The following is a 22277-nucleotide window of genomic DNA, read 5'->3' as shown; positions in this document are numbered from 1 at the left end:
GAGCGAGCCCGGCGCTGCGTTGTTACCCGCCTCCCCAGCTTTCCCCTAAACCGCCCGTACGGCTCGCCTCGCATCGGCGCGCGCCCGTATGCCGAACAAACCGTGCAAGGAGATACGCATGAAGCTTTCAGCAATCGCAGCGGCAACCCTGACGGCCGCGGTCGCCGTTCCCGCCTCGGCCGAGATTTCCGACGGCAAGGTGAAGATCGGCATCCTCAATGACCAGTCCGGCGTGTACGCGGACTTCGGCGGCAAGTGGTCGTTCGAAGCGGCGAAGATGGCGGCCGAAGACTTCGGCGGCAAGGTGCTCGACGCGCCAATCGAGATCGTCACCGCCGATCACCAGAACAAGCCGGACATCGCCTCCAACATCGCGCGGCAGTGGTACGACCGCGAGCAGGTCGACTCGATCATGGAGCTGACCACCTCCTCGGTGGCGCTGGCGGTACAGGGCATTTCCAAGAGCAAGAAGAAGATCAACCTGGTCACCGGCGCTGCCACCACCGAGCTGACCGGCAAGCAGTGCTCGCCCTATGGCTTCCACTGGGCCTATGACACCCATGCGCTGGCGGTCGGCACTGGCGGCGCGCTGGTGTCCCAGGGTGGCGACAGCTGGTATTTCCTCACCGCCGATTACGCCTTCGGCTACTCGCTGGAAGAGCAGACCGGCAAGTTCGTCAAATCCAAGGGCGGCGAAATCAAGGGTGCGGTACGCCATCCGCTGGCGAGCACCGATTACTCATCGTTCCTCTTGCAGGCGCAATCCTCCGGTGCCAAGGTCATCGGCCTGGCCAACGCCGGCCTGGACACCGCCAACAGCATCAAGCAAGCCGCCGAGTTCGGCATCGTCGCCGGTGGCCAGCGCCTCGCCGCACTGCTCTTCACCCTCGCCGAAGTGCACGGCCTGGGCCTCGACGCCGCCCAGGGCCTGACCCTGACCGAAAGTTTCTACTGGGACCGCGACGACAAATCCCGCGAGTTCGGCGAACGCTTCTTCAAGCGCACCGGCCGTATGCCGAACATGGTCCACGCCGGCACCTACTCCGGCGTCATGCAGTACCTCAAGGCGATCGAGAAGGCCGGTACCGACGCCACCGAGCCGGTGGCCAAGGCCATGCACGAGATGCCGGTGGACGATGTCTTCGCGCGCAACGCCAAGGTCGGCGCCAACGGCCGGCTGATCAGCGACGTCTACCTGATGGAGGTGAAGAAGCCCGAAGAGAGCAAGCGCGAGTGGGACTACTACAAGGTGCTGGCGACCGTGCCGGGCAACGAGGCCTACATCGATCCGGCCGAGAGTGGCTGTGATCTGGTCGGGCAGTGAGCATGGCTGCAGCGCAAGGTCTGGACGCCGGAGGTTCGGCCGCTGGGACAGCCACGGACACGCCGGTGATGCTCTCTGCCCGCGGCCTGCGCAAGGAGTTCGGCGGCTTCGTCGCGGTGAACAATGTCGATCTGGACGTGCGCCATGCACGGGTGCACGCCCTGATCGGTCCCAACGGTGCTGGCAAGACCACGGTGTTCAACCTGCTGACCAAGTTCCTGCAGCCCACCAGCGGCAGCATTCGCCTGCTCGACCATGACATCACCCGCACCGACCCGGCCAAGGTGGCACGCATGGGGGTGGTGCGCTCGTTCCAGATCTCGGCGGTATTCCCGCACCTTAGCGTGCTGGACAACGTGCGCGTTGCCCTGCAGCGGCCGGGCGGGCTGGCTACGCAGTTCTGGCTGCCGATGCGCTCGCTGAACCGCCTCAACGAGCGCGCCATGCAGCTGATCGAGTCGGTCGGCCTGGCCGACAAGCGCAACGAGCTGGCGGCTGATCTCTCCTACGGGCGCAAACGCGTGCTGGAGATCGCCACCACCCTGGCACTGGAGCCCAAGGTGCTGCTGCTGGACGAGCCCATGGCCGGCATGGGCCACGAAGACGTGCACGTGGTCGCCGAGATCATCCGCGAGGTGGCCACCCAGCGCGCGGTGCTGATGGTCGAGCACAACCTCAAGGTGGTCGCCGACCTCTGCCATCAGGTGACCGTGTTGCAGCGCGGCGAAATCCTTACCTCCGGCGACTACCGCACGGTCAGCCAGGACGAGCGCGTGCGCGTGGCCTACATGGGGACCGACGATGACTGAACCCTTGCTCAGCGTGCGCGACCTCAACGCCTGGTATGGCGAAAGCCATGCCCTGCACGGCATCGACCTCGACGTGCACCAGGGCGAGACGGTGACCCTGCTCGGCCGCAACGGCGTCGGCAAGACCACCGCGCTACGCTCGATCGTCGGCATCATCCGCAAGCGCAGCGGCAGCATCCGCTTCGACGGCAAGGACATGCTGCGCGTACCGCTGCACCGCACCGCCCGCCACGGCATTGGCTACGTTCCGGAGGAACGCGGCATCTTTTCCACCCTCACCGTCGAGGAAAACCTCACCCTACCGCCGGTGATCGCCAAGGGCGGCATGACCCTGGCGGAGATCTACCAGCTGTTCCCCAACCTCGAAGAGCGCCGCAAGAGCCCCGGCACCAAGCTTTCCGGTGGCGAGCAGCAGATGCTGGCCATGGCGCGCATCCTGCGCACGGGCGCCAAGCTGCTGCTGCTCGACGAACCCACCGAAGGCCTGGCTCCGGTGATCATCCAGCGCATCGGCGAGGCGCTGCAGACGCTCAAGCAGCGCGGCATGACCATCCTGCTGGTGGAGCAGAACTTCCGCTTCGCCAGCAAGGTGGCCGACCGCTTCTATGTGGTCGACCACGGCAAGGTTATCGATACCTTCGATGTCGCCGATCTGCCCGGCCGCATGAGCATGCTCAACGAAGCCCTGGGGGTCTGATGACGACGATTTTCGATGTGCCGATCCAGGCGTTCCCCGGCCAGCTGCTGATTGGCCTGATCAACGGCTCGTTCTACGCCATGCTCAGCCTGGGCCTGGCGATCATCTTCGGCATGCTGAAGATCATCAACTTCGCCCACGGCGCGCAATACATGATCGGCGCCTTCGCCGGCTATCTGCTGCTGGCGACCCTCGGTATCGGCTACTGGCCGGCGCTGATCCTCGCGCCGATCATCGTCGGCCTGTGCAGCGCGGTGATCGAGCGCCTCGCGCTATCGCGGCTATACAACCTCGACCACCTCTACAGCCTGCTCTTCACCTTCGGCCTGGCGCTCGCCCTGGAAGGCGCGTTCCGCTACTTCTATGGCTCCTCCGGGCAGCCCTACGCCGTACCCAAGGAGCTGGCCGGAGGCTACAACCTGGGCTTCATGTTCCTGCCCAAGTACCGCGCCTGGGTGGTACTGGCCTCCCTGGTGATCTGCATCGCCAGCTGGCTGCTGATCGAGAAGACCAAGCTCGGCGCCTACCTGCGTGCCGCCACCGAGAACCCGACGCTGGTGCGCACCTTCGGCATCAACGTACCGCTGCTGCTGACCTTCACCTATGGCATGGGCGCGGCGCTGGCCGGCCTGGCCGGCATGCTCGCGGCGCCGATCTACCAGGTCAGCCCGCTGATGGGCTCGAACCTGATCATCGTGGTGTTCGCCGTGGTGGTGGTCGGCGGCATGGGCTCGATTCTCGGTGCGATCATTACCGGCTACATGCTGGGCATTCTCGAGGGGCTGACCAAGGTGTTCTATCCGGAGGCTTCCAACATCGTGATCTTCGTGATCATGGCGATCGTGCTGCTGGTGCGCCCGGCCGGCCTGATGGGGAGGGACGCCTGATGAACAGCCAGGTGAATGTCACGCCGACCACCAAACGCCCGCTGCTGCGCCTGGAGACCGTGCTGATCCTGATCGGCGTGGCCGCGCTGGCACTGGCACCGTTCTATTTCTACCCGATCTTCCTGATGAAGGTGCTGTGCTTCGCCCTCTTCGCCTGCGCCTTCAACCTGCTGCTCGGCTATACCGGCATCCTCTCCTTCGGCCACGCGGCGTTCTTCGGCGGCGCGGCGTATTTCACCGCGCACGCGGTGAAGGAATGGGGGCTGCCTCCGGAGTTGGGCATTCTCGTCGGCGTCGCCGGCGCGGCGTTTCTCGGGCTGATCATCGGCTTCCTGGCGATCCGCCGGCAGGGCATCTACTCGACGATGATCACCCTGGCGCTGTCGCAGATGTTCTTTTTCTTCTGCCTGCAGGCTTCGTTCACCCACGGCGAGGACGGCATTCAGAACATCCCGCGCGGGCACCTGTTCGGCTTCATCGATCTCGAGGAGCCGCTGTACATGTACTTCTTCGTGCTGTCGGTGTTCCTCGCCGGAATGCTGCTGATCTGGCGGGTGATCCATTCGCCGTACGGCATGATCCTGCGCTCGATCCGCGAGAACGAGAACCGCGCCATCTCGCTGGGCTATTCGGTGTCGCGTTACAAGCTCGGCGCCTTCGTCATGTCCGCCGCGCTGGCCGGGCTGGCCGGCGGGCTGAAGGCACTGGTGTTCCAGTTCGCCACGCTGACCGATGTCAGCTGGCAGATGTCCGGCGAGGTGGTGCTGATGACCTTGCTCGGCGGTATTGGCACGCTGGTCGGCCCGGTTTTTGGCGCGGCGCTGGTGACCACGCTGGGCAATTACTTCGCCACATCGGAGCTACCGGTGACGCTGGTCACCGGCATCATCTTCATGGTCTGCGTACTGGTGTTCCGGCGCGGGATGATCGGCGAACTCTATGCCTCGCGGCTGGGCAAGAAGCTGCAGCGGCGCCCCGAGGACTGAAGCCGAACCGGCTCAGCCGTTCGCTTCGAGCAGTTCATGCAGTTCGACGAACTGCTGGCTCAGCTTGTGCCGCGGGTCCAGGTAAACCAGCGGCGTGCAGGCCTGGTGCGACTCGCGCATCTTCACCGAACTCATCAGGTAGACCGGTAGCACCGGAAGACCCTCGCTCAGCAGTTCATCGATCATTTGCTGCGGCAGCGCGGCACGCGGCTGGAACTGATTGACCACGATGCCCTCGACCTCGAGCGTCTCGTTGTGGTCTTCCTTCATTTCCTCGATCTCGTCGAGCAGGCTGTACAGCGCCTGGCGGGAAAAGCTGTCGCAGTCGAAGGGGATCAGGCAGCGGTCGGCTGCGATCAGTGCCGACACGGTGTAGAAGTTCAGCGCCGGCGGGGTGTCGAGGTAGATGCGGTCGTAGTCCTCGGCGAGGCCGTCGAGCAGTTTGCGCAGCTTGTTGATCTTGTGCTTGGCCTCCAGCTTGGGCTGCAGGTCGGCCAGCTCTGCCGTCGCGCTGATCAAATGCAGATTGTCGAAGGCCGTTTCTAGAATGGGCGGGCGCGCCTTCTTGCCAGCGGTACCGCCGGCGAGAATCTGCTTGAAGAAATCGGCGATGCCGGTGGGAATGTCATCGCCGGTCAGCCCGGTCAGGTAATGCGTGGAGTTGGCCTGGGCGTCCAGATCCACCAGCAGCGTGCGGTAGCCCTGCGATGCACTGACCGCTGCCAGGTTGCAGGCGATGCTCGACTTGCCGACACCGCCCTTCTGATTGAACACGACCCTACGCATGATTCGCCTCCCGACAGTCCCTGAGCGGTCGAGTCTATACGGCAAACATGACAGCCGGGTTATCCACGACGGCAAAACCGACCAAAGTCAGACGGCAACGGGTGCCTTGATGTGCGGATGAGCTTCGTAGCCAACCAGTTCGAAGTCCTCGAAGCGGAAGGCGAACAGGTCCTTCACGTCCGGATTGAGCTTCATGGTCGGCAGCGGCAGCGGCTCGCGGGTCAGCTGCAGGTCGGCCTGCTCCAGGTGATTGGCGTACAGATGGCAGTCGCCGCCGCTCCAGATGAACTCGCCCGGTTGCAGGTCGCAGACCTGCGCCACCATCAGCGTCAGCAGCGCATAGCTGGCGATGTTGAACGGCACGCCGAGGAAGATATCCGCCGAGCGCTGGTACAGCTGGCAGCTGAGCTTGCCGTCGGCGACGTAGAACTGGAACAGCGCGTGGCATGGCGGCAACGCCATCTGCTCGACCAGCGCCGGGTTCCAGGCCGAAACGATCAGGCGGCGCGAATCCGGGTTCTTCTTGATCATCGCCAGCAGGTTGGCGATCTGGTCGATGGATTCACCGTTCGGCGCCGGCCAGCTACGCCACTGGTAGCCGTAGACAGGGCCCAGCTCGCCGTTCTCGTCGGCCCACTCGTCCCAGATGCGCACGCCGTTTTCCTTCAGGTACTTGATGTTGGTGTCGCCCTGAAGGAACCACAGCAGCTCGTGGATGATGGATTTGAGGTGGCACTTCTTGGTGGTGACCAGCGGAAAGCCTTCGGCCAGGTCGAAGCGCATCTGATGGCCAAACACGCTGTAGGTGCCGGTGCCGGTACGATCGGTCTTGAAGGTGCCGTATTCGCGCACGTGGCGCATCAGGTCGAGGTACTGTTTCATCGATTGACTCGAAGCAGGCGCCGAAGCGCGGTGAAAAGGCTGCGCGAATAGTAAAAGGCCTGCGCCCCGCTTGTCGCCCTCATGGCGACAGGCAGGGCAACGGAATCAGGCCGGAGCCCGGCCGGCGTCGCGGCGATAGGCCCAGGCGATCATCCCGGCACCGAGCAGCACCATTGGCACGCAGAGCAGCTGGCCCATGGTCAGCCAGCCGAACGCCAGGTAGCCCAGCTGTGCATCCGGCACACGGACGAACTCGACGATGAAGCGGAAGATGCCGTAGCACACCGCGAACAGCCCGGACACCGCCATGGTCGGCCGCGGCTTGCGCGAATAGAACCAGAGGATCAGGAACAGCGCGACGCCCTCCAGGGCGAACTGATAGAGCTGCGACGGATGCCGCGCCAGTTGCTGCGGATCGGTCGGGAAGACCATCGCCCAGGGCACATCGGTGGCCTTGCCCCACAGTTCGGCATTGATGAAGTTGCCGATACGCCCGGCGCCCAGGCCGATCGGCACGAACGGCGCGATGAAGTCCATCAGCTCGAAGAAGCTCTTGCCGTTGCGCCGAGCGAAGATCCAGCTGCACAGCAGCACGCCGATCAGTCCTCCGTGGAAGGACATGCCGCCCTTCCAGACCTGCAAAATCAGGCTTGGGTCATTGATGTAGGCAGCCAGATCGTAGAACAGCACATAACCCAGACGGCCACCGACGATAACGCCCATGGCCACCCAGAACACCAGATCGGAGAGTTTGTCCTTCGGCCACTCGGGCGCGAAGCGCTGCACCCGCAGCGAAGCCAGCCACCAGGCGCCGCCGATGCCGATCAGGTACATCAGGCCGTACCAGTGAATCTGCAAGGGGCCGATGGCGATGGCCACCGGATCGATCTGCGGATAGGGCAGCATCCGTTACTCCTCAAACCAGAAAATTGATGCCGACGCTCAGCAGCAGTAGAGCGAACAGCCGTTTCAGAACCTTGGCCGACAGACGATGCGCCAGTTTCGCACCCAGTCTGGCGAAAAACATGCTGGTTGCCGCGATGCCGAGCATGGCCGGCAGATAGACGAAGCCCAGACTCCAGTCGGGCAGTTGCGTTTCGAGCCAGCCGACCACCATGAAACTCAGCGCCCCGGCAATGGCGATCGGCAGGCCGCACGCCGCGGAAGTCGCCACCGCCTGCTGCATCGGCACGCTTCGCCAGGTCAGATAGGGCACAGACAGCGAGCCGCCACCGATGCCGAAAATCGCCGAAGCCCAGCCGATCACCACGCCCACCAGCGACAGCTCGGGCCGTCCCGGCGCCTGGCCGGTGGCCTTGGGCCGCAGGTCGAAGCCCATCTGCACCGCCATCGCCAGGGCGAACACACCGATGATCTTCTGCAGCATCGGACCCTGGATAGCCGCCGCGGTCAGGCTGCCCAGAGCAGCGCCAAGGAGGATGCCAAAGGTCATCCACAGCACCATCGGCCAGCGCACCGCACCCTTGCGATGGTGGGTGAGAATTGAATTGACCGAGGTGAAGACGATGGTAGCCAGGGACGTACCGACGGCCAGGTGGGTGAGGATTTCCTGAGAGAATCCCTGCGCGCTGAAACTGAATACCAGCACCGGTACGATGATCAGCCCGCCGCCCACGCCAAACAGCCCGGCCAGCAGTCCGGCGAAGCCGCCAAGCAGCAGATACAGCAGAAACTCCATGTGCCCCGTCCCGGCGAAACAAAGCGGCATGTTAGCGGAAAATGCGCCCGCCCCGCGCGCCGACGTTGAGCGTGAAAAACCCGGCGGTGGCTCATACGCCGGCTACGCCTGTACTCTTGGCGGTCCGGACATAGTTTGGCTTTCCCATGTGCCTGATCGTTTTCGCCTGGCGCCCCGGCCACACCCAACCGCTGGTGGTAGCCGCCAACCGCGACGAGTTCCACGCCCGCCCGAGCCTGCCGCTGGGGCACTGGGAGGATGCACCCTGGATCGTCGGCGGGCGCGACCTGCAGGCTGGCGGCACCTGGATGGGCGTCACCACCGGCGGACGCTTCGCCGCACTGACCAACATTCGCGCACCCGGCCAGGTGATCGGCCCACGTTCGCGCGGCGGGCTGCCGGAACAGTACCTGCGCGGAAACTTGCCGCCGGCCGACTACCTCGCCGAGCTGACCGGGCGCCGCGCCGATTACGCCGGCTTCAACCTGCTGGTCGGCGATCGGCAGGCACTCTGGCACCTGAACTCACACCGCGGTGAGGCGACGGAGTTGCAGCCCGGAATCTACGGTCTGTCCAACGCCGGCCTCGACACGCCCTGGCCCAAGCTGAGAAAAGCCCGCGCAGCACTGGCGACCAACCTCGACCCGGCGACTCCTGAGAGCCTGCTCGCCCTGCTGGCGGACCCAAGTCCAGCGGCCGAGCATGAACTGCCGCAGACCGGCGTGCCGCTGGAATGGGAAAGGCGGCTGTCGAGCATCTTCATCGCCAGCCCGGAGTACGGCACGCGCGCCAGCACAGCGCTGATCCGTCATGCCGACGGAGCGCTGGACATCCTGGAGCGTAGTTTCGGCCCGGACGGCCCAGTGGGCGAGGTGCGCTACCGCCACCCGCCAACGAGCTGATTGGCGAGCGGCGGATTGCTCAGACGGCGGCGGACGGGTTGATCAGCTTGCTCAGGCCGAGGTTGCGCAAGGTCAGCTGGACCGTGCTGTGGATGACCTGCGGGCTGTCCAGCAGCATGACCCGCGCCAGCAGCTGCTGAGCAGTATCCATGCTGATCTGACGCAGCAGCCATTTCACCTTGGGCAGGTTGGTGGCGTTCATCGACAGGCTGTCGAAGCCCATCGCCAGCAACAGCATGGCCGCCGCCGGGTCGCCCGCCATCTCGCCGCAGATGCTCACCGGCTTGCCCTCGCCATGGGCTTCCTTGACCACACGCTGCAGCGCTTCGAGCACCGCCGGATGCAGATAGTCGTAGAGATCGGCGACCCGCGGATTGTTGCGATCCACCGCCAGCAGGTACTGCGTGAGGTCGTTCGAGCCGACCGAGATGAAGTCCACCATGCGCGCCAGCTCGCGCGTCAGGTAGACTGCCGCCGGCACTTCGATCATGACGCCGACCGGCGGCATGATCACATCCAGGCCCTCGTCGCGCACCTCGCACCAGGCACGGTGAATCAGATGCAGCGCCTCTTCCAGTTCGCGGATGCCGGAAATCATCGGCAAGAGGATGCGCAGGTTGTTCAGCCCGGCGCTGGCCTTGAGCATGGCGCGGGTCTGCAGCAGGAAGATCTCGGGGTGGTCGAGGGTGACGCGGATACCGCGCCAGCCGAGGAACGGGTTCTGTTCCTTGATCGGGAAGTACGGCAGGCACTTGTCGCCGCCGATGTCGAGGCTGCGCATGGTTACCGGCAGCGGATGGAAGGCTTCCAGCTGCTCGCGGTAGATCGCCATCTGCTCCTTCTCGCTTGGGAAGCGCTCCTTGATCATGAACGGCACTTCGGTGCGATACAGGCCGACGCCCTCGGCGCCGCGCTCCTGCGCGCGCACCACATCGGCGAGCAGGCCGGTATTCACCCACAGCGGAATGCGATGACCGTCGGTGGTCTCGCACGGCAGCTCGCGCAGCACGTCGAGCCCGGCGGAGAGCTGGCGCTCCTGCTCGGCCAGCACTTCATACTGCTCGCGCAGGACCTTGCCCGGGTTGGTGATGATCTCGCCGCGATAGCCGTCGATGATCAGCTCGATGCCGTCGACCTTGGAATACGGCAGGTCGACCGCGCCCATCACCGTCGGAATGCCCATGGCACGGGCGAGAATGGCGACGTGGGAGTTGCTCGAGCCGAGCACCGAAACCATGCCCACCAGCTTGCCCTCTGGCACCTCGCCGAGCATCGCCGGGGAGAGCTCCTCACTGACCAGGATGGTCTTGTCGGGATAGGTCAGCGTCTGCTGACGCGCCTCCTGCAGGTAGGAAAGCAGGCGCCGGCCAATGTCCTTGACGTCCGATGCGCGCTCGCGCAGGTAGGCGTCGTCCATCATCTCGAAGCGCCGCACATGCTCGCTGACCACCTGGCGCAGCGCGCCCTGCGCCCACTGACCGGTACGGATGACCTTGGTCACTTCGCCGCCCAGGGCGGAGTCGTCGAGCATCATCAGGTATACATCGAACAGCGCGCGCTCTTCCTTGCGCATCTGCGTGGCGAGCTTTTCCGAGAGAGTTCGCATGTCGGCGCGCACGGCCTCCAGCGCAGCTTCGAAGAGCGTCAGCTCGGCATCGATGTTGTCGATGTTCTTGTCTGGCACCACATCCAGATCAGCCGGCGGCAGCACCACCACGGCGGTTCCGACGCCGGCGCCTGGCGCGCCCGGAATGCCGATGAAGCGGGTTTCCTGGATGCCCTTGCCTTGCCGGCCAAGCCCGCGGATCGAACCGGTCGCCTCGGCATGGGCGATAACACCGGCAAGCTGCGCGCTCATGGTGACGAGGAAGGCTTCTTCACCCTCGTCGAACTGGCGGCGTTCCTTCTGCTGGATGACCAGTACGCCCATCACTCGCCGGTGGTGGATGATCGGCGCACCTAGAAAGGAGGCATAGCGTTCCTCGCCGGTTTCGGCGAAGTAGCGATAGCGTGGGTGTTCGGAGGCGTGTTCGAGGTTGAGCGGCTCTTCGCGAGTGCCGACCAGGCCGACCAGGCCTTCGTTGGGGGCCATGCTGACCTTGCCGATGGCGCGCTTGTTGAGGCCTTCGGTGGCCATCAGGACGAAGCGTTCGGTTTCCGGATCGAGCAGATAGACCGAGCAGACCTGGCTACCCATGGCCTCCCTGACTCTCAGCACGATGATGCCCAACGCCGCCTTGAGGTCCTTGGCGGCATTCACTTCCTGGACAATCTTGCGCAGCGTGCCGAGCATGCTCAGAGGCTTTCTCCCCGAATCTCAGTCCCGCACCGGTAAACGCGGTGCGAGTTCTTTAAGTGCGCGACGATAGACCTCGCGCTTGAAGGTGACCACCTGTCCCAGCGGGTACCAGTAGCTGACCCAGCGCCAGCCGTCGAACTCCGGCTTGCCGGTCAGGTCCATGCGTACACGCTCTTCGGCGCTGGTCAGGCGCAGCAGGAACCATTTCTGTTTCTGTCCGATGCACAGCGGCTGGCTATGGGTACGCACCAGGCGTTGCGGCAGACGATAGCGCAACCAGCCACGGGTGCAGGCGAGGATATTCACATCCTGCTCTTCCAGGCCGACTTCTTCGTTGAGTTCGCGAAACAAGGCTTCTTCCGGCGTTTCACGGGCGTTGATCCCGCCTTGCGGGAACTGCCAGGCATCCTGATTGATCCGCCTGGCCCACAGCACCTGACCGACATCGTTGGTCAGGATGATGCCGACGTTCGGGCGAAAACCATCGGAGTCGATCACGGCATACAACCTCGCAGACGCATGTCGCGGCATTGTTCCACAAAACCGCGATAAGCCGAAAGCACGGCAAGCCGCCGTTCGGCACGTACCCGCGCGCTCGGCGAGGGGCCGCCCGAGGCTGCGCGCAAGACGCTGCAACCGGTATGCTTGGGGCTGCCCTGACCATCATCGAGGAAAACATCCGTGCGCCTGGCTCTATTCGATCTCGACAACACCCTGCTGGCCGGTGACAGCGACCACGCCTGGGGCGAATACCTCTGCCAGCGCGGCATCGTCGATCCGAACCAGTACAAGGCGCGCAACGACGCCTTCTATCAGGATTACCTGGCCGGCAATCTCGACGTGCACGCCTATCAGAATTTCTGCCAGGAACTGCTCGGCCGCAGCGAGATGGCGCAGCTGCAGCAGTGGCACGACGAATTCATGCAGGATTTCATCGAGCCCATCGTGCTGAGCAAGGGCGAGGCCCTGCTACGCCAGCATCTGGAGGCGGGCGACAAGGTAGTGATCATCACCGCCACCAATCGCTTCATCACCGGGCCGATCGCTGCACGCCTGGGCGTCGATACCCTGCTGGCGACCGAATGCGAGATGCGTGACGGGCGCTACACCGGCCGTCTGACCGACATCCCCTGCTTCCAGGAAGGCAAGGTCCAGCGCATCGAGCGCTGGCTGGCGGAAACCGAGCAGACTCTCGAAGACGCCTATTTCTACAGCGACTCACGCAACGACCTGCCGCTGCTGCAGCGCGTCCCTCACCCAGTGGCGGTGGACCCGGACCCGGTGCTGCGCGACTTCGCCACCGAACGTGGCTGGCAGATCATCTCGCTGCGCTGAGCCAGCGCAGCAGTCATACCCGAGCCGGTCGAATCAGACCGGCTTGGCACCCATCAGGGCGGTGATGGCAATCAGCACGACCAGCACCAGCACAGCATAGATGCCGGCGTTACGCGCCGCGGTGGCGCTGCCCGGCGCCTGCCAGGCGGCAAGACGCCCGGCCAGCAGCAGAACCAGCGGGATCAGCACGAGGAACAGCACGGAGCTGGCCAGCAACCAGAACTGGCCCAGCGGCCACCCGGCCAGATGCGTCAGCCACCAGCCGGTCACCGGCAGCGACAGGCCGATCACGGCCAGCAGCGGCAAGGACAGTCGGCGGGTGCGCTGCAGCTTGCGTTGCAGCACGGCCTCGTCGCCGCCGCGGCCGGCTTTCCACAGCATGATCAGGTGCACGATCACACCCAGTAGCAACAGCACCGCGGTGGCGCCATGCACGATTCGTAGGGTCAGATAGTGTTCCATTCGCGATCCTTTAAGTCAGTTCAGCCGAGAAACAGCTTGTAAGCCGGATTCTCGCTTTCGTCCCAGTAGCGGTAGCCGATCTTGTCCAGCGCGGCCGGTACCAGATGGCGCTCGTCGGCCGGCACCTGCAGCCCCGCAACTACCCGGCCGTCGGCGGCACCATGGTTGCGGTAATGGAACATCGAGATGTTCCAGCGCCCGCCGAGCTTGTTGAGAAAGTTGAACAGTGCACCCGGCCGCTCGGGAAATTCGAAGCGCAGCACCATCTCGTTGCTGACCCCGACCGCATGGCCGCCGACCATGTGCCGCGTGTGTAGCTTGGCCAGTTCGTTATCGGTCAGATCGAGCACCGGGAAGCCCTTGTCGCGCAGCCCCTGCACCAACGCGGCGCGCGGGTCGTTTTCCGGATGCGTTTGCACACCGACGAAGATGTGCGCCTCGCGGTCGGTGTGGTAGCGATAGTTGAATTCGGTGATCTGGCGCTTGCCGATCGCCTCGCAGAAAGCCTTGAAGCTGCCCGGCTGCTCGGGGATGGTGACGGCGATGATCGCCTCGCGCTTCTCGCCCAGCTCGGCGCGCTCGGCGACATGGCGCAGGCGGTCGAAATTGACGTTGGCGCCGGAGTCGATGCCCACCAGCACCTGGTCGCTGATGCCTTCTCGCTCGACGTATTTCTTGATCCCGGCCACGGCCAGCGCACCTGCCGGCTCGGTGATCGAGCGGGTATCGTCGTAGATATCCTTGATCGCCGCGCAGATCTCGTCGGTGCTGACGGTGATGACCTCATCGACATAGTGCCGGCAGATCTCGAAGGTGTGCTGACCGATCTGCGCCACCGCCACGCCGTCGGCGAACAGCCCGACCTGCTCCAGCACCACGCGCTCGCCGGCGGCCATTGCGGCCTGCAGACAATTGGAGTCGTCCGGCTCGACGCCGATCACCTTGGTCTCTGGGTAGAGGTATTTCACGTAGGCGGCGATACCGGCCACCAGACCACCACCGCCGACCGGGACGAAGATCGCGTCGATCGGCCCCTGGTGCTGACGAAGGATTTCCATTGCCACGGTGCCCTGTCCGGCGATCACATCGGGATCGTCGTAAGGGTGGATATAAACGTAGCCCTTCTCTTCCACCAGCTTCAGCGAATAGGCCAGCGCCTCGGGGAAGGCATCACCGTGCAGCACCACCTTGCCGCCGCGGGCGCGTACGCCCTGCACCTTCAGCTCCGGCGTGGTGCGTGGCATGACGATGGTGGCCTTGATACCCAACTGCTTGGCCGCCAGCGCAACGCCTTGGGCGTGATTGCCCGCCGATGCCGTGACCACGCCACGTGCCAGTTCCTCGGCCGACAGCTGCGCCAGCTTGTTGTAGGCGCCGCGAACCTTGAAGGAGAACACCGGCTGCAGATCCTCGCGCTTGAGCAGAATCTGGTTGCCGATTCGCTCGGAAAGCTGGCGGGCGGGCTGCAGCGGGGTTTCGATGGCGACGTCGTAGACGCGGGAAGTGAGGATCTTCTTGACGTAATGTTCGAGCATTCTGGCTGTCTTGGCAGGCATTGCGAGGGAACGAGGAGTCTACCCCCCGCACGCCCCCGGCGACCACCGGCAATCCACCACGGCTTCGGCATGACAAGACCCGCCGCCGGCAGAGGGCTATAATCCGAGCCTTCGTCTTTCCCGCCCGGATTCCCGCCATGACCCAGGATCAGCTCAAGCAGGCCGTCGCCCAGGCCGCCGTCGACCATATCGTCCCGCACCTCAGCGATCGCAGCATCATTGGCGTCGGCACCGGCTCCACCGCCAACTTCTTCATCGACCTGCTGGCCAAGCACAAGGGCTTCTTCGACGGCGCCGTGGCCAGCTCCGAAGCCACCGCCGAGCGCCTGAAGCAGCACGGCATCCCGGTCTACGACCTGAACTCGGTGAGCGAACTGGAGTTCTATGTCGACGGCGCCGACGAGGCGAACAAGCACCTGGAGCTGATCAAGGGCGGTGGCGCCGCCCTGACCCGCGAGAAGATCGTCGCCGCGGTAGCCAAGACCTTCATCTGCATCGCCGACGGCAGCAAGCTGGTCGAGCAGCTGGGCGCCTTCCCGCTGCCGGTGGAAGTCATCCCGATGGCGCGCAGTCATGTCGCCCGCGAGCTGGTCAAGCTCGGCGGCGACCCGGTCTACCGCGACGGCGTGGTCACCGACAACGGTAACGTCATCCTCGACGTGCACAACCTGATGATCGGCTTCGCGCCGGAACTGGAAGGCAAGATCAACGACATCGTCGGCGTGGTCTGCAACGGTCTGTTCGCCATGCGACCGGCGGATTTGCTACTGCTCGGCACCAAGGACGGCGTGCAGACACTCAAGCGCTGATCCGCCGCGGCGAAGCGCAACGGCGCGATGCCGAACTGGCGACTACCCTTTAAGTGCGCTGCGACGAGTCCGCCGCAGCTCATCACAGGAGGTGTCGCCATGTCCGGCAAATTCCAGTTGAAGAAATCCAGCAACGGCCAGTTCCATTTCAATCTTCTGGCCGGCAACGGTCAGGTCATCCTGTCCAGCGAGCAGTACAAGGCCCATGCCTCGGCGCTCAACGGCATCGATTCGGTACGCAAGAACGCGGTGCGTGAAGGTGCGTTCGAGATCAAGGAGTCGAGCAACGGCAAGTACTTTTTCGTGCTCAAGGCAACCAACGGGCAGGTCATCGGCCAGAGTCAGATGTACGCCAGCCTGCACAGTGCCGAGCAGGGTTGCGACTCGGTACTACGCCACGCACCGAATGCCGCCCTGCAGGACGAAAGCGCGTCGGCCGCCTGACCGCCTTCAAAGCCGGTGATCGAGGCGGTAACCGGTCACCTGGCCTGTTTGCTGAAGACGTAGAACAGATTTGGCTCGCTGACAACATACAGCGTGCCATCCGGCCCCATCGCGATGCCTTCCGCCTGCGGCACATCCTGTTCCAGCCCATGCTTGCCTGCGTTCAGTGCCAGGCTGCTGAGTGGTTGGCCCTTGCTTCCCAATTCGACCACCAGCCGCGATTCGTCGGACAGCGCCAGCAGATGTCCGCTGCGCTCATCGAACTGCAAACTGGACAGATCACGCACGAACAGTCTGGCTTCGTGTTCATTGATATGTACTGCTGGCGTTTCGGCAGAATAGGGAAAGCCCGCGATTTCATAAATCTTGACCGGGTTGCGCTCCTTGGCGACGAACAGGCGCCCGCCGGCCGTATCGTACGCAAGGCCCTCGAAGCCCTTGTTGCCGTTGAGGTCGATGCCCAGCGAAAGCTGTGAGGCGTGTGTGGCATCGATAATGGTCGTCTGCTCGTCGACTTCGACCCGAAACAGGCGCTGCCGGCGCTCGTCGCTGATCACATACACGCCGGCAGAGATGTACTCGACAGCCTCCGGGTCGCCGAAGCCAACGAGCGGGATCGCGCGCAGCAGATCGCCCTCCAGGCTGAGTTCGAGCAGATGCGGGTTGCCATTGGTGACGGCGATCAGACTGTTGCGATCGGGATCGAAGGTCAACGCCGAGAGATCGTCATCAATGCCACGGACCACCTTGCCCTGGATCGTCACCTGGTAATCCGGCAGCCACAATGAGGCGTCCGCCGCCGGTTCGCCGCGATGCCACTGGTTGAGATGGAACCAGCCACGCTCGAACAACCGGTAATGAACGCCGGCGGCAAGCACCAGCAGCAGGGCCACGGTCAGCAACCCCGCCAAGATCCTTTTCAACGCACGCATAAGGTCCACTTTCACCTGGAATTGGGGCAGCGATTGTCTTCAGTCAGGCTTACACCAAACTTAACGGCGGCCCAGGTCTCAGCGCCTGCGGCTGAATACGTAGAAGCGGTTGGGCTCGCCGACCACGTAGATGTTGCCTTCGCCATCCATCGCCACACCTTCGGCCTGCTCGATCCCATGTACCAACCCATTGAGCCCGCCGAACAGGCTGATGAAGCTGCGCGGCTTGCCCTGCAGGTCCAGCTCCACCAGCAGCCGCGACTCGTCGGAAAGCATCAGCGTGTGGCCGCTGCGCGGGTCGATGGCGACGGAGGAAATGTCGCGTACCAGCAGCCGCTGTTTCGGCACGGCCTGCAGCGCCCCGGCGGCGCCGTCCTCACCCGGGAATGGCAGCTCGAACAGGCCCTGCGGGTCACGTTCCTTGGCCAGCAGCAGGCGCTGCGTGCGCGGGTTCCAGGCCATTCCCTCGAAGCCCTTGTTGCCGGCATCGGCGAAGCCCAGGTCATAGCTGGCCAGATCATCGAGATCGAGGCTTTCCACGCCGGGCTCCAGACGGAACACCGCCACCAGCCGGCGGCGCTCATCAACGATCGCCAGGCGTCCGTCACCCAGGGCCTCCACCGCCTCAGGATCGGCGAAACCGGTCAGCGCGACGCGCCGCAGCACGACGCCGGACGGAGTGAACTCGACCAGTTGTTCGCCGGTTACGGTGAACAGCGTGCCGGTCAGGGGATTCCAGGTCAGTCCCGAGGTTTCCTCGTCTTCCAGGCCGGCCAGGGTGGTTTCCAGGGTCAGCTCGTAATCCGGCAGCCAGATGCTGGCTGCGCGCTGTTCGGCGCTGACCGAACGCTCGCCCCAGTACAGCTGAAGCTGATCGTCCCAGTGCAGCAGGCGCGTGGCGACGAGCAGCGCTATAAAAAGCAACAGCAGGATGGCGGCGACGATCAGACGCCAGCGGGAATAACGAACGGGCATGAACAGCGTTCCGGCGGAAGGTGCCGGATTACAACACGAGAGCGGTTCGCACAGAAGCAGCAGACGCGGCGGGTTTGCCCCGCCGCGCGCAGGTCAGATCACGCGGCTTTCGAAACGCGACAGCCCGACCAACTCCAGCACCAGCTGGTCGCCCTGCTTGAGCGGGCCGACGCCGGCCGGCGTACCGGTCAACACCACATCGCCCGGCTGCAGGCTGAAATGCCCGGCGATGTGCTGCAGCAGCGGCAGGATGGCGTTGAGCATCTGGCTGCTGTTGCCGTCCTGGCGGACTTCGCCGTTGATGGTCAGGCGGATGCCGATGTCGCCCAGATCCTCCACCGCATCGCCCGGCACGAACGGCGCCAGCACGCAGGCGCCGTCGAAGCTCTTGGCGATTTCCCACGGATGGCCCTTTTCCTTGAGCCTGGCCTGCACGTCGCGCAGGGTCAGGTCCAGCGCCGGGGCGAAGCCGGAAATGGCATCGCGCACCTCTTCCTCGTTCGGCTTGCGCGACAGCGGCTTGCCGATCAGCACGGCGATTTCCGCTTCGTAATGCACGGCGCCGCGATCGCTGGGGATGCTGAAGCCGTCGTCCAGCGGCACGGTGCAACTGCCGGCCTTGATGAACAGCAGCGGCTCGGTAGGCACCGGGTTGTTCAGTTCCTTGGCGTGCTCGGCATAGTTGCGGCCGATGCAGACCACCTTACCCAGCGGATAGTGGATCGGCGTGCCATCGGTGTAGTGGTGCTGGTAGCTCATCGAAGACTCCTGGTAATCCGTGGGCCGTTCAGGCCGCGAAAATCTTGCCTGGGTTCATGATCCCGTTGGGGTCGAACACCGCCTTGACTGCCTTCATGTACTCGATTTCCGCCGGCGAACGGCTGTATTCGAGGTAGTCGCGCTTGGTCATGCCGACGCCGTGTTCGGCCGAGATCGAGCCGTTGTACTTCTGTACGGTTTCGAACACCCACTTGTTCACCGTCGCGCACTTGCCGAAGAACTCGTCCTTGTCCATCGCATCCGGCTTGAGAATGTTCAGGTGCAGGTTGCCGTCGCCGATGTGGCCGAACCAGACGATTTCGAAGTCCGGATAGTGCTCGCCGACGATGGCGTCGATCTCCTTGAGGAAGGCCGGCACCTTGGCGATGGTCACCGAGATGTCGTTCTTGTACGGCGTCCAGTGACTGATGGTCTCGGAGATGTACTCGCGCAGCTTCCACAGGTTCTGCAGCTGCTGCTCGCTCTGGCTCATTACGCCATCGAGCACCCAGCCCTGCTCGACGCAATGCTCGAAGGTCGCCAGCGCCTGATCGGCGCGCTCCTCGGTGGTGGCCTCGAATTCCAGCAGCGCGTAGAACGGGCAGTCGGTTTCGAACGGCGCCGGCACGTCACCACGGCCGAGCACCTTGGCCAGCGCCTTGTCGGAGAAGAACTCGAAGGCGGTCAGATCCAGCTTGTCCTGGAAGGCATGCAGCACCGGCATGATCGAATCGAAATCGGGGGTGCCCAGCACCAGCGCGGTGAGGTTGGTCGGCTGGCGTTCCAGGCGCATGGTGGCCTCGACGACGAAGCCCAGGGTGCCCTCGGCGCCGATGAACAGCTGGCGAAGGTCGTAGCCGGTGGCGTTCTTGATCAGGTCCTTGTTCAGTTCGAGCAGGTCGCCCTTGCCGGTCACCACTTTCATGCCGGCGACCCAGTTGCGGGTCATGCCGTAGCGGATCACCTTGATGCCACCGGCATTGGTGCCGATGTTGCCACCGATCTGGCTGGAGCCGGCGGAGGCGAAATCCACCGGGTAATACAGGCCCTTGTCCTCGGCGAACTGCTGCAGCTGCGCAGTGACCACGCCCGGCTGGCAGACGGCGGTGCGGTCCATCTCATTGAATTCGAGAATCTGGTTCATGTAGTCGAACGACACCACCACCTCGCCATTGGCCGCCACGGCCGCTGCGGAAAGCCCGGTGCGACCGCCCGAGGGCACCAGCGCGACCTTGCGCTCGTTGGCCCAGCGCACGATGGCCTGAACCTGCTCGATGCTCTTGGGAAAGACGATGGCCGAGGGCGCAGGAGCGAAATGCTTGGTCCAGTCCTTGCCGTAGGCATTCAGCGATTCGGCGTCGGTCAGCACTTTGCCGGGCTCGACCAGGGTTTTCAGCTCATCGATCAGGGCGGGGTCGGTCATCACGGGAACTCTCATACGATTCATGGTCACCCTGAGCACGCTTCAGCACAGGGGTGGGGGTGTTTCGCGGGGCTCGTATGCTAGCATACGCACCCCTTTGAAACGTGCCTCGGCAGACTCCCGACACCGCTAATGACGGGTCGGCCAGCCTTCGCTGGACACTTCAGTCCTTTCCTTCGGCCTTAAGGTTTTAATGCAGATGAGCCAGACCTCTCTCGACAAGAGCAAGATCAAGTTTCTTCTTCTCGAAGGCGTGCACCAGAACGCCGTCGACACCCTCAAGGCGGCCGGCTACACCAACATCGAGTACCTCAAGGGCGCGCTGTCCAGCGAGGAGCTGAAGGAAAAGATCGCCGACGTCCACTTCATCGGCATCCGCTCGCGCACCCAGCTCACCGAAGAGGTCTTCGATGCGGCCAAGAAGCTGATCGCCGTCGGCTGCTTCTGCATCGGCACCAACCAGGTCAACCTGAACGCCGCCCGCGAGCGCGGCATCGCGGTGTTCAACGCGCCCTACTCCAACACCCGTTCGGTGGCCGAACTGGTACTGGCCGAAGCCATCCTGCTCTTGCGCGGCATTCCGGAGAAGAACGCCTCCTGCCATCGCGGCGGCTGGATCAAGTCGGCGGCCAACTCCTTCGAGATCCGCGGCAAGAAGCTCGGCATCATCGGCTACGGCTCCATCGGCACCCAGCTCTCCGTACTGGCCGAAGCGCTGGGCATGCAGGTCTACTTCTACGACGTGGTGACCAAGCTGCCGCTGGGCAACGCTACCCAGATCGGCTCGCTGTACGAGCTGCTGGGCATGTGCGACATCGTCTCCCTGCACGTTCCCGAGCTGCCGTCCACCCAATGGATGATTGGCGAGAAGGAAATCCGCGCCATGAAGAAGGGCGCGATCCTGATCAACGCCGCCCGCGGCACCGTGGTCGAGCTGGATCACCTGGCCGCCGCGATCAAGGACGAGCACCTGATCGGCGCCGCCATCGACGTGTTCCCAGTCGAGCCGAAGTCCAACGACGAGGAATTCGAAAGCCCGCTGCGTGGCCTGGATCGCGTGATCCTGACGCCGCACATCGGTGGTTCCACCGCCGAAGCGCAGGCCAACATCGGCCTGGAAGTCGCCGAGAAGCTGGTCAAGTACAGCGACAACGGCACCTCGGTGTCCTCGGTCAACTTCCCGGAAGTCGCCCTGCCGTCGCACCCGGGCAAGCACCGCCTGCTGCACATCCACCAGAACATTCCGGGTGTGATGAGCGAGATCAACAAGGTCTTCGCCGACAACGGCATCAACATCTGCGGCCAGTTCCTGCAGACCAACGAGAAGGTCGGCTACGTCGTCATCGACGTGGACAAGGAGTACTCCGACCTGGCGCTGGAGAAGCTGCAGCACGTCAACGGCACCATCCGCAGCCGCGTGCTGTTCTGATTCGCTGACGCGGTGCGTTGAAAGGGAGGCTTAGGCCTCCCTTTTCGTTCATGCGCACTGACTAAACCCGAGCGCTCTCCGCTAGCTGCGCAGCACCCGATTACCCGCAGCATCGACATCCGCCCCTGGCTGCTCGTCACGCGGCTCGGGCGTCGGCGGCACATCGGTCTCGATCGGTGCCTGGCGCGGCTGCAGCAGCGGTGCTTCGATCTGTTCCATCTCGTCCGATTGCTGACCCGAGTGCGGCCGCGGCTCGCGGCTGTCCAGCGGGTGCTGACGGGCCTTTTCCGGATTGGTCGGCCCGGTAGTCTCGGCCAGGGCGCTCGTTGCGCCCAGCAGTGGCACCAGCAGAATGCTCATACGCAGCAGGTCCATCGTGCACCTCCCGATCTTTGCTCTTGCAGGTTCGGCACGCCGGCACCGACAAAGGTTTCCGCACAACTGCCGGCAACGGCCGAGCGGTCAGGCTGAACGCAGAACGGCCCGGCAAGCTGAGCCTGCCGGGCCGTTCAGGTGCAACCGATGGATCAGTAGGCGCCGCGTTCACCGCCCTCGCCGCCCGTACCGGTCGTACCCTGCTTACCAGCCGCACCATCGCCGCCAGTACCGTGATCGCTACCGTGTGTGGTCGCCGGGCGCTCAGTCTCGTCCGGCATCTTGCCGGTATCGGAGGTCGAATCCATTCCGTTGCCCGTGCCGCCCATGGTTCCAGGCTGCTCGGTACTGTGTCCCTTCGAATCACGGTGGCCGGTATCGGCGCCGGTGCCGGTATTGCCGGCAGCGAATGCCGCGCTGGAAAGCAGTCCCGCCAGGGTGAGTGCCGCAATCTTGTGCATGTTCATGATGACTCCTGCATATTTTCAGGGGGTTCATGTAATCCGG

Annotated in this window: 24 protein-coding genes; 10 read left to right on the top strand and 14 right to left on the bottom strand. The window is 64.1% G+C overall.

Annotated features, from left to right (window positions below):
* Nucleotides 1–118: 118 nt before the first annotated feature.
* Genes BM275_RS14070 through BM275_RS14050 form a run of 5 tightly spaced genes read left to right on the top strand, consistent with a single transcriptional unit; the run spans nt 119 to nt 4703 of the window.
* Nucleotides 119–1324 (top strand): ABC transporter substrate-binding protein, encoded by a 1206-nt coding sequence (locus BM275_RS14070; protein WP_090521871.1) that lies wholly within the window; start codon nt 119–121, stop codon nt 1322–1324.
* Nucleotides 1325–1326: 2 nt separating this feature from the next.
* Nucleotides 1327–2133 (top strand): ABC transporter ATP-binding protein, encoded by an 807-nt coding sequence (locus BM275_RS14065; protein WP_090521869.1) that lies wholly within the window; start codon nt 1327–1329, stop codon nt 2131–2133.
* Nucleotides 2126–2830: an ABC transporter ATP-binding protein gene (locus tag BM275_RS14060; protein ID WP_090521867.1), complete on the top strand. Its 705-nt coding sequence runs from the start codon at nt 2126–2128 to the stop codon at nt 2828–2830. Before BM275_RS14065 ends, BM275_RS14060 begins: the two co-directional genes overlap by 8 nt.
* Nucleotides 2830–3717 carry a branched-chain amino acid ABC transporter permease gene (locus BM275_RS14055; RefSeq protein WP_090521865.1) on the top strand — a complete coding sequence of 296 codons (888 nt, stop codon included), beginning with the start codon at nt 2830–2832 and terminating at the stop codon, nt 3715–3717. The genes BM275_RS14060 and BM275_RS14055 overlap by 1 nt, the downstream gene beginning before the upstream one ends.
* Nucleotides 3717–4703: a branched-chain amino acid ABC transporter permease gene (locus tag BM275_RS14050; protein ID WP_090521863.1), complete on the top strand. Its 987-nt coding sequence runs from the start codon at nt 3717–3719 to the stop codon at nt 4701–4703. Before BM275_RS14055 ends, BM275_RS14050 begins: the two co-directional genes overlap by 1 nt.
* A gap of 12 nt (nt 4704–4715) precedes the next feature.
* On the opposite strand, the gene BM275_RS14045 is transcribed toward BM275_RS14050, so the two are convergent.
* From BM275_RS14045 to BM275_RS14030, 4 genes are all read right to left on the bottom strand, one after another.
* A complete protein-coding gene (locus BM275_RS14045; RefSeq protein ID WP_041015235.1) occupies nt 4716–5489 on the bottom strand; it encodes a ParA family protein in 774 nt (257 codons plus the stop codon).
* Nucleotides 5490–5576: 87 nt separating this feature from the next.
* The gene (locus BM275_RS14040; RefSeq protein ID WP_090521861.1) at nt 5577–6371 is read right to left on the bottom strand and encodes a thymidylate synthase; all 795 of its coding nucleotides are present in this window, start codon (nt 6369–6371) and stop codon (nt 5577–5579) included.
* Nucleotides 6372–6476: 105 nt separating this feature from the next.
* The gene (lgt, locus tag BM275_RS14035; protein ID WP_042927847.1) at nt 6477–7277 is read right to left on the bottom strand and encodes a prolipoprotein diacylglyceryl transferase; all 801 of its coding nucleotides are present in this window, start codon (nt 7275–7277) and stop codon (nt 6477–6479) included.
* A gap of 10 nt (nt 7278–7287) precedes the next feature.
* Complete coding sequence (locus BM275_RS14030) at nt 7288–8070, bottom strand: sulfite exporter TauE/SafE family protein (protein ID WP_090521859.1); 783 nt, start codon at nt 8068–8070, stop codon at nt 7288–7290.
* A 146-nt stretch (nt 8071–8216) separates the two neighbouring features.
* Between BM275_RS14030 and BM275_RS14025 the strand changes: the two genes are divergently transcribed.
* Nucleotides 8217–8972 (top strand): NRDE family protein, encoded by a 756-nt coding sequence (locus BM275_RS14025; RefSeq protein ID WP_090521857.1) that lies wholly within the window; start codon nt 8217–8219, stop codon nt 8970–8972.
* 19 nt (nt 8973–8991) lie between these two features.
* On the opposite strand, the gene ptsP is transcribed toward BM275_RS14025, so the two are convergent.
* On the bottom strand, nt 8992–11265 hold the full coding sequence (gene ptsP, locus BM275_RS14020; protein ID WP_090521855.1) for a phosphoenolpyruvate--protein phosphotransferase: 2274 nt from the start codon (nt 11263–11265) through the stop codon (nt 8992–8994).
* A gap of 24 nt (nt 11266–11289) precedes the next feature.
* Nucleotides 11290–11769: an RNA pyrophosphohydrolase gene (locus BM275_RS14015; protein WP_014821847.1), complete on the bottom strand. Its 480-nt coding sequence runs from the start codon at nt 11767–11769 to the stop codon at nt 11290–11292.
* A gap of 183 nt (nt 11770–11952) precedes the next feature.
* Here BM275_RS14015 and BM275_RS14010 point away from each other — a divergent pair, with 183 nt between their 5' ends.
* The gene (locus BM275_RS14010) at nt 11953–12606 is read left to right on the top strand and encodes a histidinol-phosphatase (protein ID WP_090521853.1); all 654 of its coding nucleotides are present in this window, start codon (nt 11953–11955) and stop codon (nt 12604–12606) included.
* A gap of 33 nt (nt 12607–12639) precedes the next feature.
* On the opposite strand, the gene BM275_RS14005 is transcribed toward BM275_RS14010, so the two are convergent.
* Nucleotides 12640–13068, bottom strand: a complete 429-nt coding sequence (locus BM275_RS14005) for a DUF2269 family protein (RefSeq protein WP_090521851.1) — start codon at nt 13066–13068, stop codon at nt 12640–12642.
* A 20-nt stretch (nt 13069–13088) separates the two neighbouring features.
* Nucleotides 13089–14603, bottom strand: coding sequence for a threonine ammonia-lyase, biosynthetic (gene ilvA, locus BM275_RS14000; protein ID WP_090521848.1), 1515 nt, complete (start codon nt 14601–14603; stop codon nt 13089–13091).
* Nucleotides 14604–14761: 158 nt separating this feature from the next.
* Between ilvA and rpiA the strand changes: the two genes are divergently transcribed.
* Together rpiA and BM275_RS13990 are read left to right on the top strand one after the other, a co-directional pair.
* On the top strand, nt 14762–15433 hold the full coding sequence (gene rpiA, locus BM275_RS13995; protein WP_014821851.1) for a ribose-5-phosphate isomerase RpiA: 672 nt from the start codon (nt 14762–14764) through the stop codon (nt 15431–15433).
* 99 nt (nt 15434–15532) lie between these two features.
* Nucleotides 15533–15877, top strand: a complete 345-nt coding sequence (locus tag BM275_RS13990) for a YegP family protein (RefSeq protein WP_090521846.1) — start codon at nt 15533–15535, stop codon at nt 15875–15877.
* Nucleotides 15878–15912: 35 nt separating this feature from the next.
* Here the strand turns inward: BM275_RS13990 and BM275_RS13985 are convergent, their stop codons facing one another.
* From BM275_RS13985 to BM275_RS13970, 4 genes are all read right to left on the bottom strand, one after another.
* A complete protein-coding gene (locus BM275_RS13985) occupies nt 15913–16809 on the bottom strand; it encodes an SdiA-regulated domain-containing protein (RefSeq protein ID WP_090521844.1) in 897 nt (298 codons plus the stop codon).
* Between the two features lie 78 nt (nt 16810–16887).
* The gene (locus BM275_RS13980; protein WP_090521842.1) at nt 16888–17784 is read right to left on the bottom strand and encodes an SdiA-regulated domain-containing protein; all 897 of its coding nucleotides are present in this window, start codon (nt 17782–17784) and stop codon (nt 16888–16890) included.
* A gap of 93 nt (nt 17785–17877) precedes the next feature.
* Nucleotides 17878–18543: a fumarylacetoacetate hydrolase family protein gene (locus tag BM275_RS13975; protein WP_041015243.1), complete on the bottom strand. Its 666-nt coding sequence runs from the start codon at nt 18541–18543 to the stop codon at nt 17878–17880.
* Nucleotides 18544–18571: 28 nt separating this feature from the next.
* The gene (locus tag BM275_RS13970) at nt 18572–19966 is read right to left on the bottom strand and encodes an FAD-binding oxidoreductase (protein ID WP_046618466.1); all 1395 of its coding nucleotides are present in this window, start codon (nt 19964–19966) and stop codon (nt 18572–18574) included.
* A 199-nt stretch (nt 19967–20165) separates the two neighbouring features.
* Between BM275_RS13970 and serA the strand changes: the two genes are divergently transcribed.
* A complete protein-coding gene (serA, locus tag BM275_RS13965) occupies nt 20166–21395 on the top strand; it encodes a phosphoglycerate dehydrogenase (protein WP_041015354.1) in 1230 nt (409 codons plus the stop codon).
* A gap of 81 nt (nt 21396–21476) precedes the next feature.
* Here serA and BM275_RS13960 read toward each other — a convergent pair whose 3' ends face one another.
* Together BM275_RS13960 and BM275_RS13955 are read right to left on the bottom strand one after the other, a co-directional pair.
* Entirely contained in the window at nt 21477–21770 is a 294-nt protein-coding gene (locus BM275_RS13960; RefSeq protein ID WP_090521840.1) for a hypothetical protein, read from the bottom strand.
* Nucleotides 21771–21922: 152 nt separating this feature from the next.
* A complete protein-coding gene (locus BM275_RS13955) occupies nt 21923–22237 on the bottom strand; it encodes a hypothetical protein (protein ID WP_090521838.1) in 315 nt (104 codons plus the stop codon).
* Between the last annotated feature and the right edge of the window lie 40 nt (nt 22238–22277).

The organism is Stutzerimonas kunmingensis, from assembly GCF_900114065.1.
In the GTDB taxonomy this organism is placed as follows: domain Bacteria; phylum Pseudomonadota; class Gammaproteobacteria; order Pseudomonadales; family Pseudomonadaceae; genus Stutzerimonas; species Stutzerimonas kunmingensis.
Note: the sequence above shows the minus strand (reverse complement) of the source record. Positions and strands in the feature narration are given on the sequence as shown.

Bases quoted from the DNA above. Each gene is read 5' to 3' on its own strand.
- BM275_RS13960 (WP_090521840.1), bottom strand. From the start codon at position 21,770: ATGGACCTGCTGCGTATGAGCATTCTGCTGGTGCCACTGCTGGGCGCA.
- BM275_RS14070 (WP_090521871.1), top strand. From the start codon at position 119: ATGAAGCTTTCAGCAATCGCAGCGGCAACCCTGACGGCCGCGGTCGCC.
- BM275_RS13975 (WP_041015243.1), bottom strand. From the start codon at position 18,543: ATGAGCTACCAGCACCACTACACCGATGGCACGCCGATCCACTATCCG.
- BM275_RS14030 (WP_090521859.1), bottom strand. From the start codon at position 8,070: ATGGAGTTTCTGCTGTATCTGCTGCTTGGCGGCTTCGCCGGACTGCTG.
- BM275_RS13985 (WP_090521844.1), bottom strand. From the start codon at position 16,809: ATGCGTGCGTTGAAAAGGATCTTGGCGGGGTTGCTGACCGTGGCCCTG.
- BM275_RS14025 (WP_090521857.1), top strand. From the start codon at position 8,217: ATGTGCCTGATCGTTTTCGCCTGGCGCCCCGGCCACACCCAACCGCTG.
- BM275_RS14050 (WP_090521863.1), top strand. From the start codon at position 3,717: ATGAACAGCCAGGTGAATGTCACGCCGACCACCAAACGCCCGCTGCTG.
- BM275_RS13990 (WP_090521846.1), top strand. From the start codon at position 15,533: ATGTCCGGCAAATTCCAGTTGAAGAAATCCAGCAACGGCCAGTTCCAT.
- BM275_RS14045 (WP_041015235.1), bottom strand. From the start codon at position 5,489: ATGCGTAGGGTCGTGTTCAATCAGAAGGGCGGTGTCGGCAAGTCGAGC.
- BM275_RS14055 (WP_090521865.1), top strand. From the start codon at position 2,830: ATGACGACGATTTTCGATGTGCCGATCCAGGCGTTCCCCGGCCAGCTG.
- BM275_RS14065 (WP_090521869.1), top strand. From the start codon at position 1,327: ATGGCTGCAGCGCAAGGTCTGGACGCCGGAGGTTCGGCCGCTGGGACA.
- ilvA (WP_090521848.1), bottom strand. From the start codon at position 14,603: ATGCTCGAACATTACGTCAAGAAGATCCTCACTTCCCGCGTCTACGAC.
- rpiA (WP_014821851.1), top strand. From the start codon at position 14,762: ATGACCCAGGATCAGCTCAAGCAGGCCGTCGCCCAGGCCGCCGTCGAC.
- BM275_RS14060 (WP_090521867.1), top strand. From the start codon at position 2,126: ATGACTGAACCCTTGCTCAGCGTGCGCGACCTCAACGCCTGGTATGGC.
- serA (WP_041015354.1), top strand. From the start codon at position 20,166: ATGAGCCAGACCTCTCTCGACAAGAGCAAGATCAAGTTTCTTCTTCTC.
- ptsP (WP_090521855.1), bottom strand. From the start codon at position 11,265: ATGCTCGGCACGCTGCGCAAGATTGTCCAGGAAGTGAATGCCGCCAAG.
- BM275_RS14040 (WP_090521861.1), bottom strand. From the start codon at position 6,371: ATGAAACAGTACCTCGACCTGATGCGCCACGTGCGCGAATACGGCACC.
- BM275_RS13955 (WP_090521838.1), bottom strand. From the start codon at position 22,237: ATGAACATGCACAAGATTGCGGCACTCACCCTGGCGGGACTGCTTTCC.
- BM275_RS13980 (WP_090521842.1), bottom strand. From the start codon at position 17,784: ATGCCCGTTCGTTATTCCCGCTGGCGTCTGATCGTCGCCGCCATCCTG.
- lgt (WP_042927847.1), bottom strand. From the start codon at position 7,277: ATGCTGCCCTATCCGCAGATCGATCCGGTGGCCATCGCCATCGGCCCC.
- BM275_RS14005 (WP_090521851.1), bottom strand. From the start codon at position 13,068: ATGGAACACTATCTGACCCTACGAATCGTGCATGGCGCCACCGCGGTG.
- BM275_RS13970 (WP_046618466.1), bottom strand. From the start codon at position 19,966: ATGACCGACCCCGCCCTGATCGATGAGCTGAAAACCCTGGTCGAGCCC.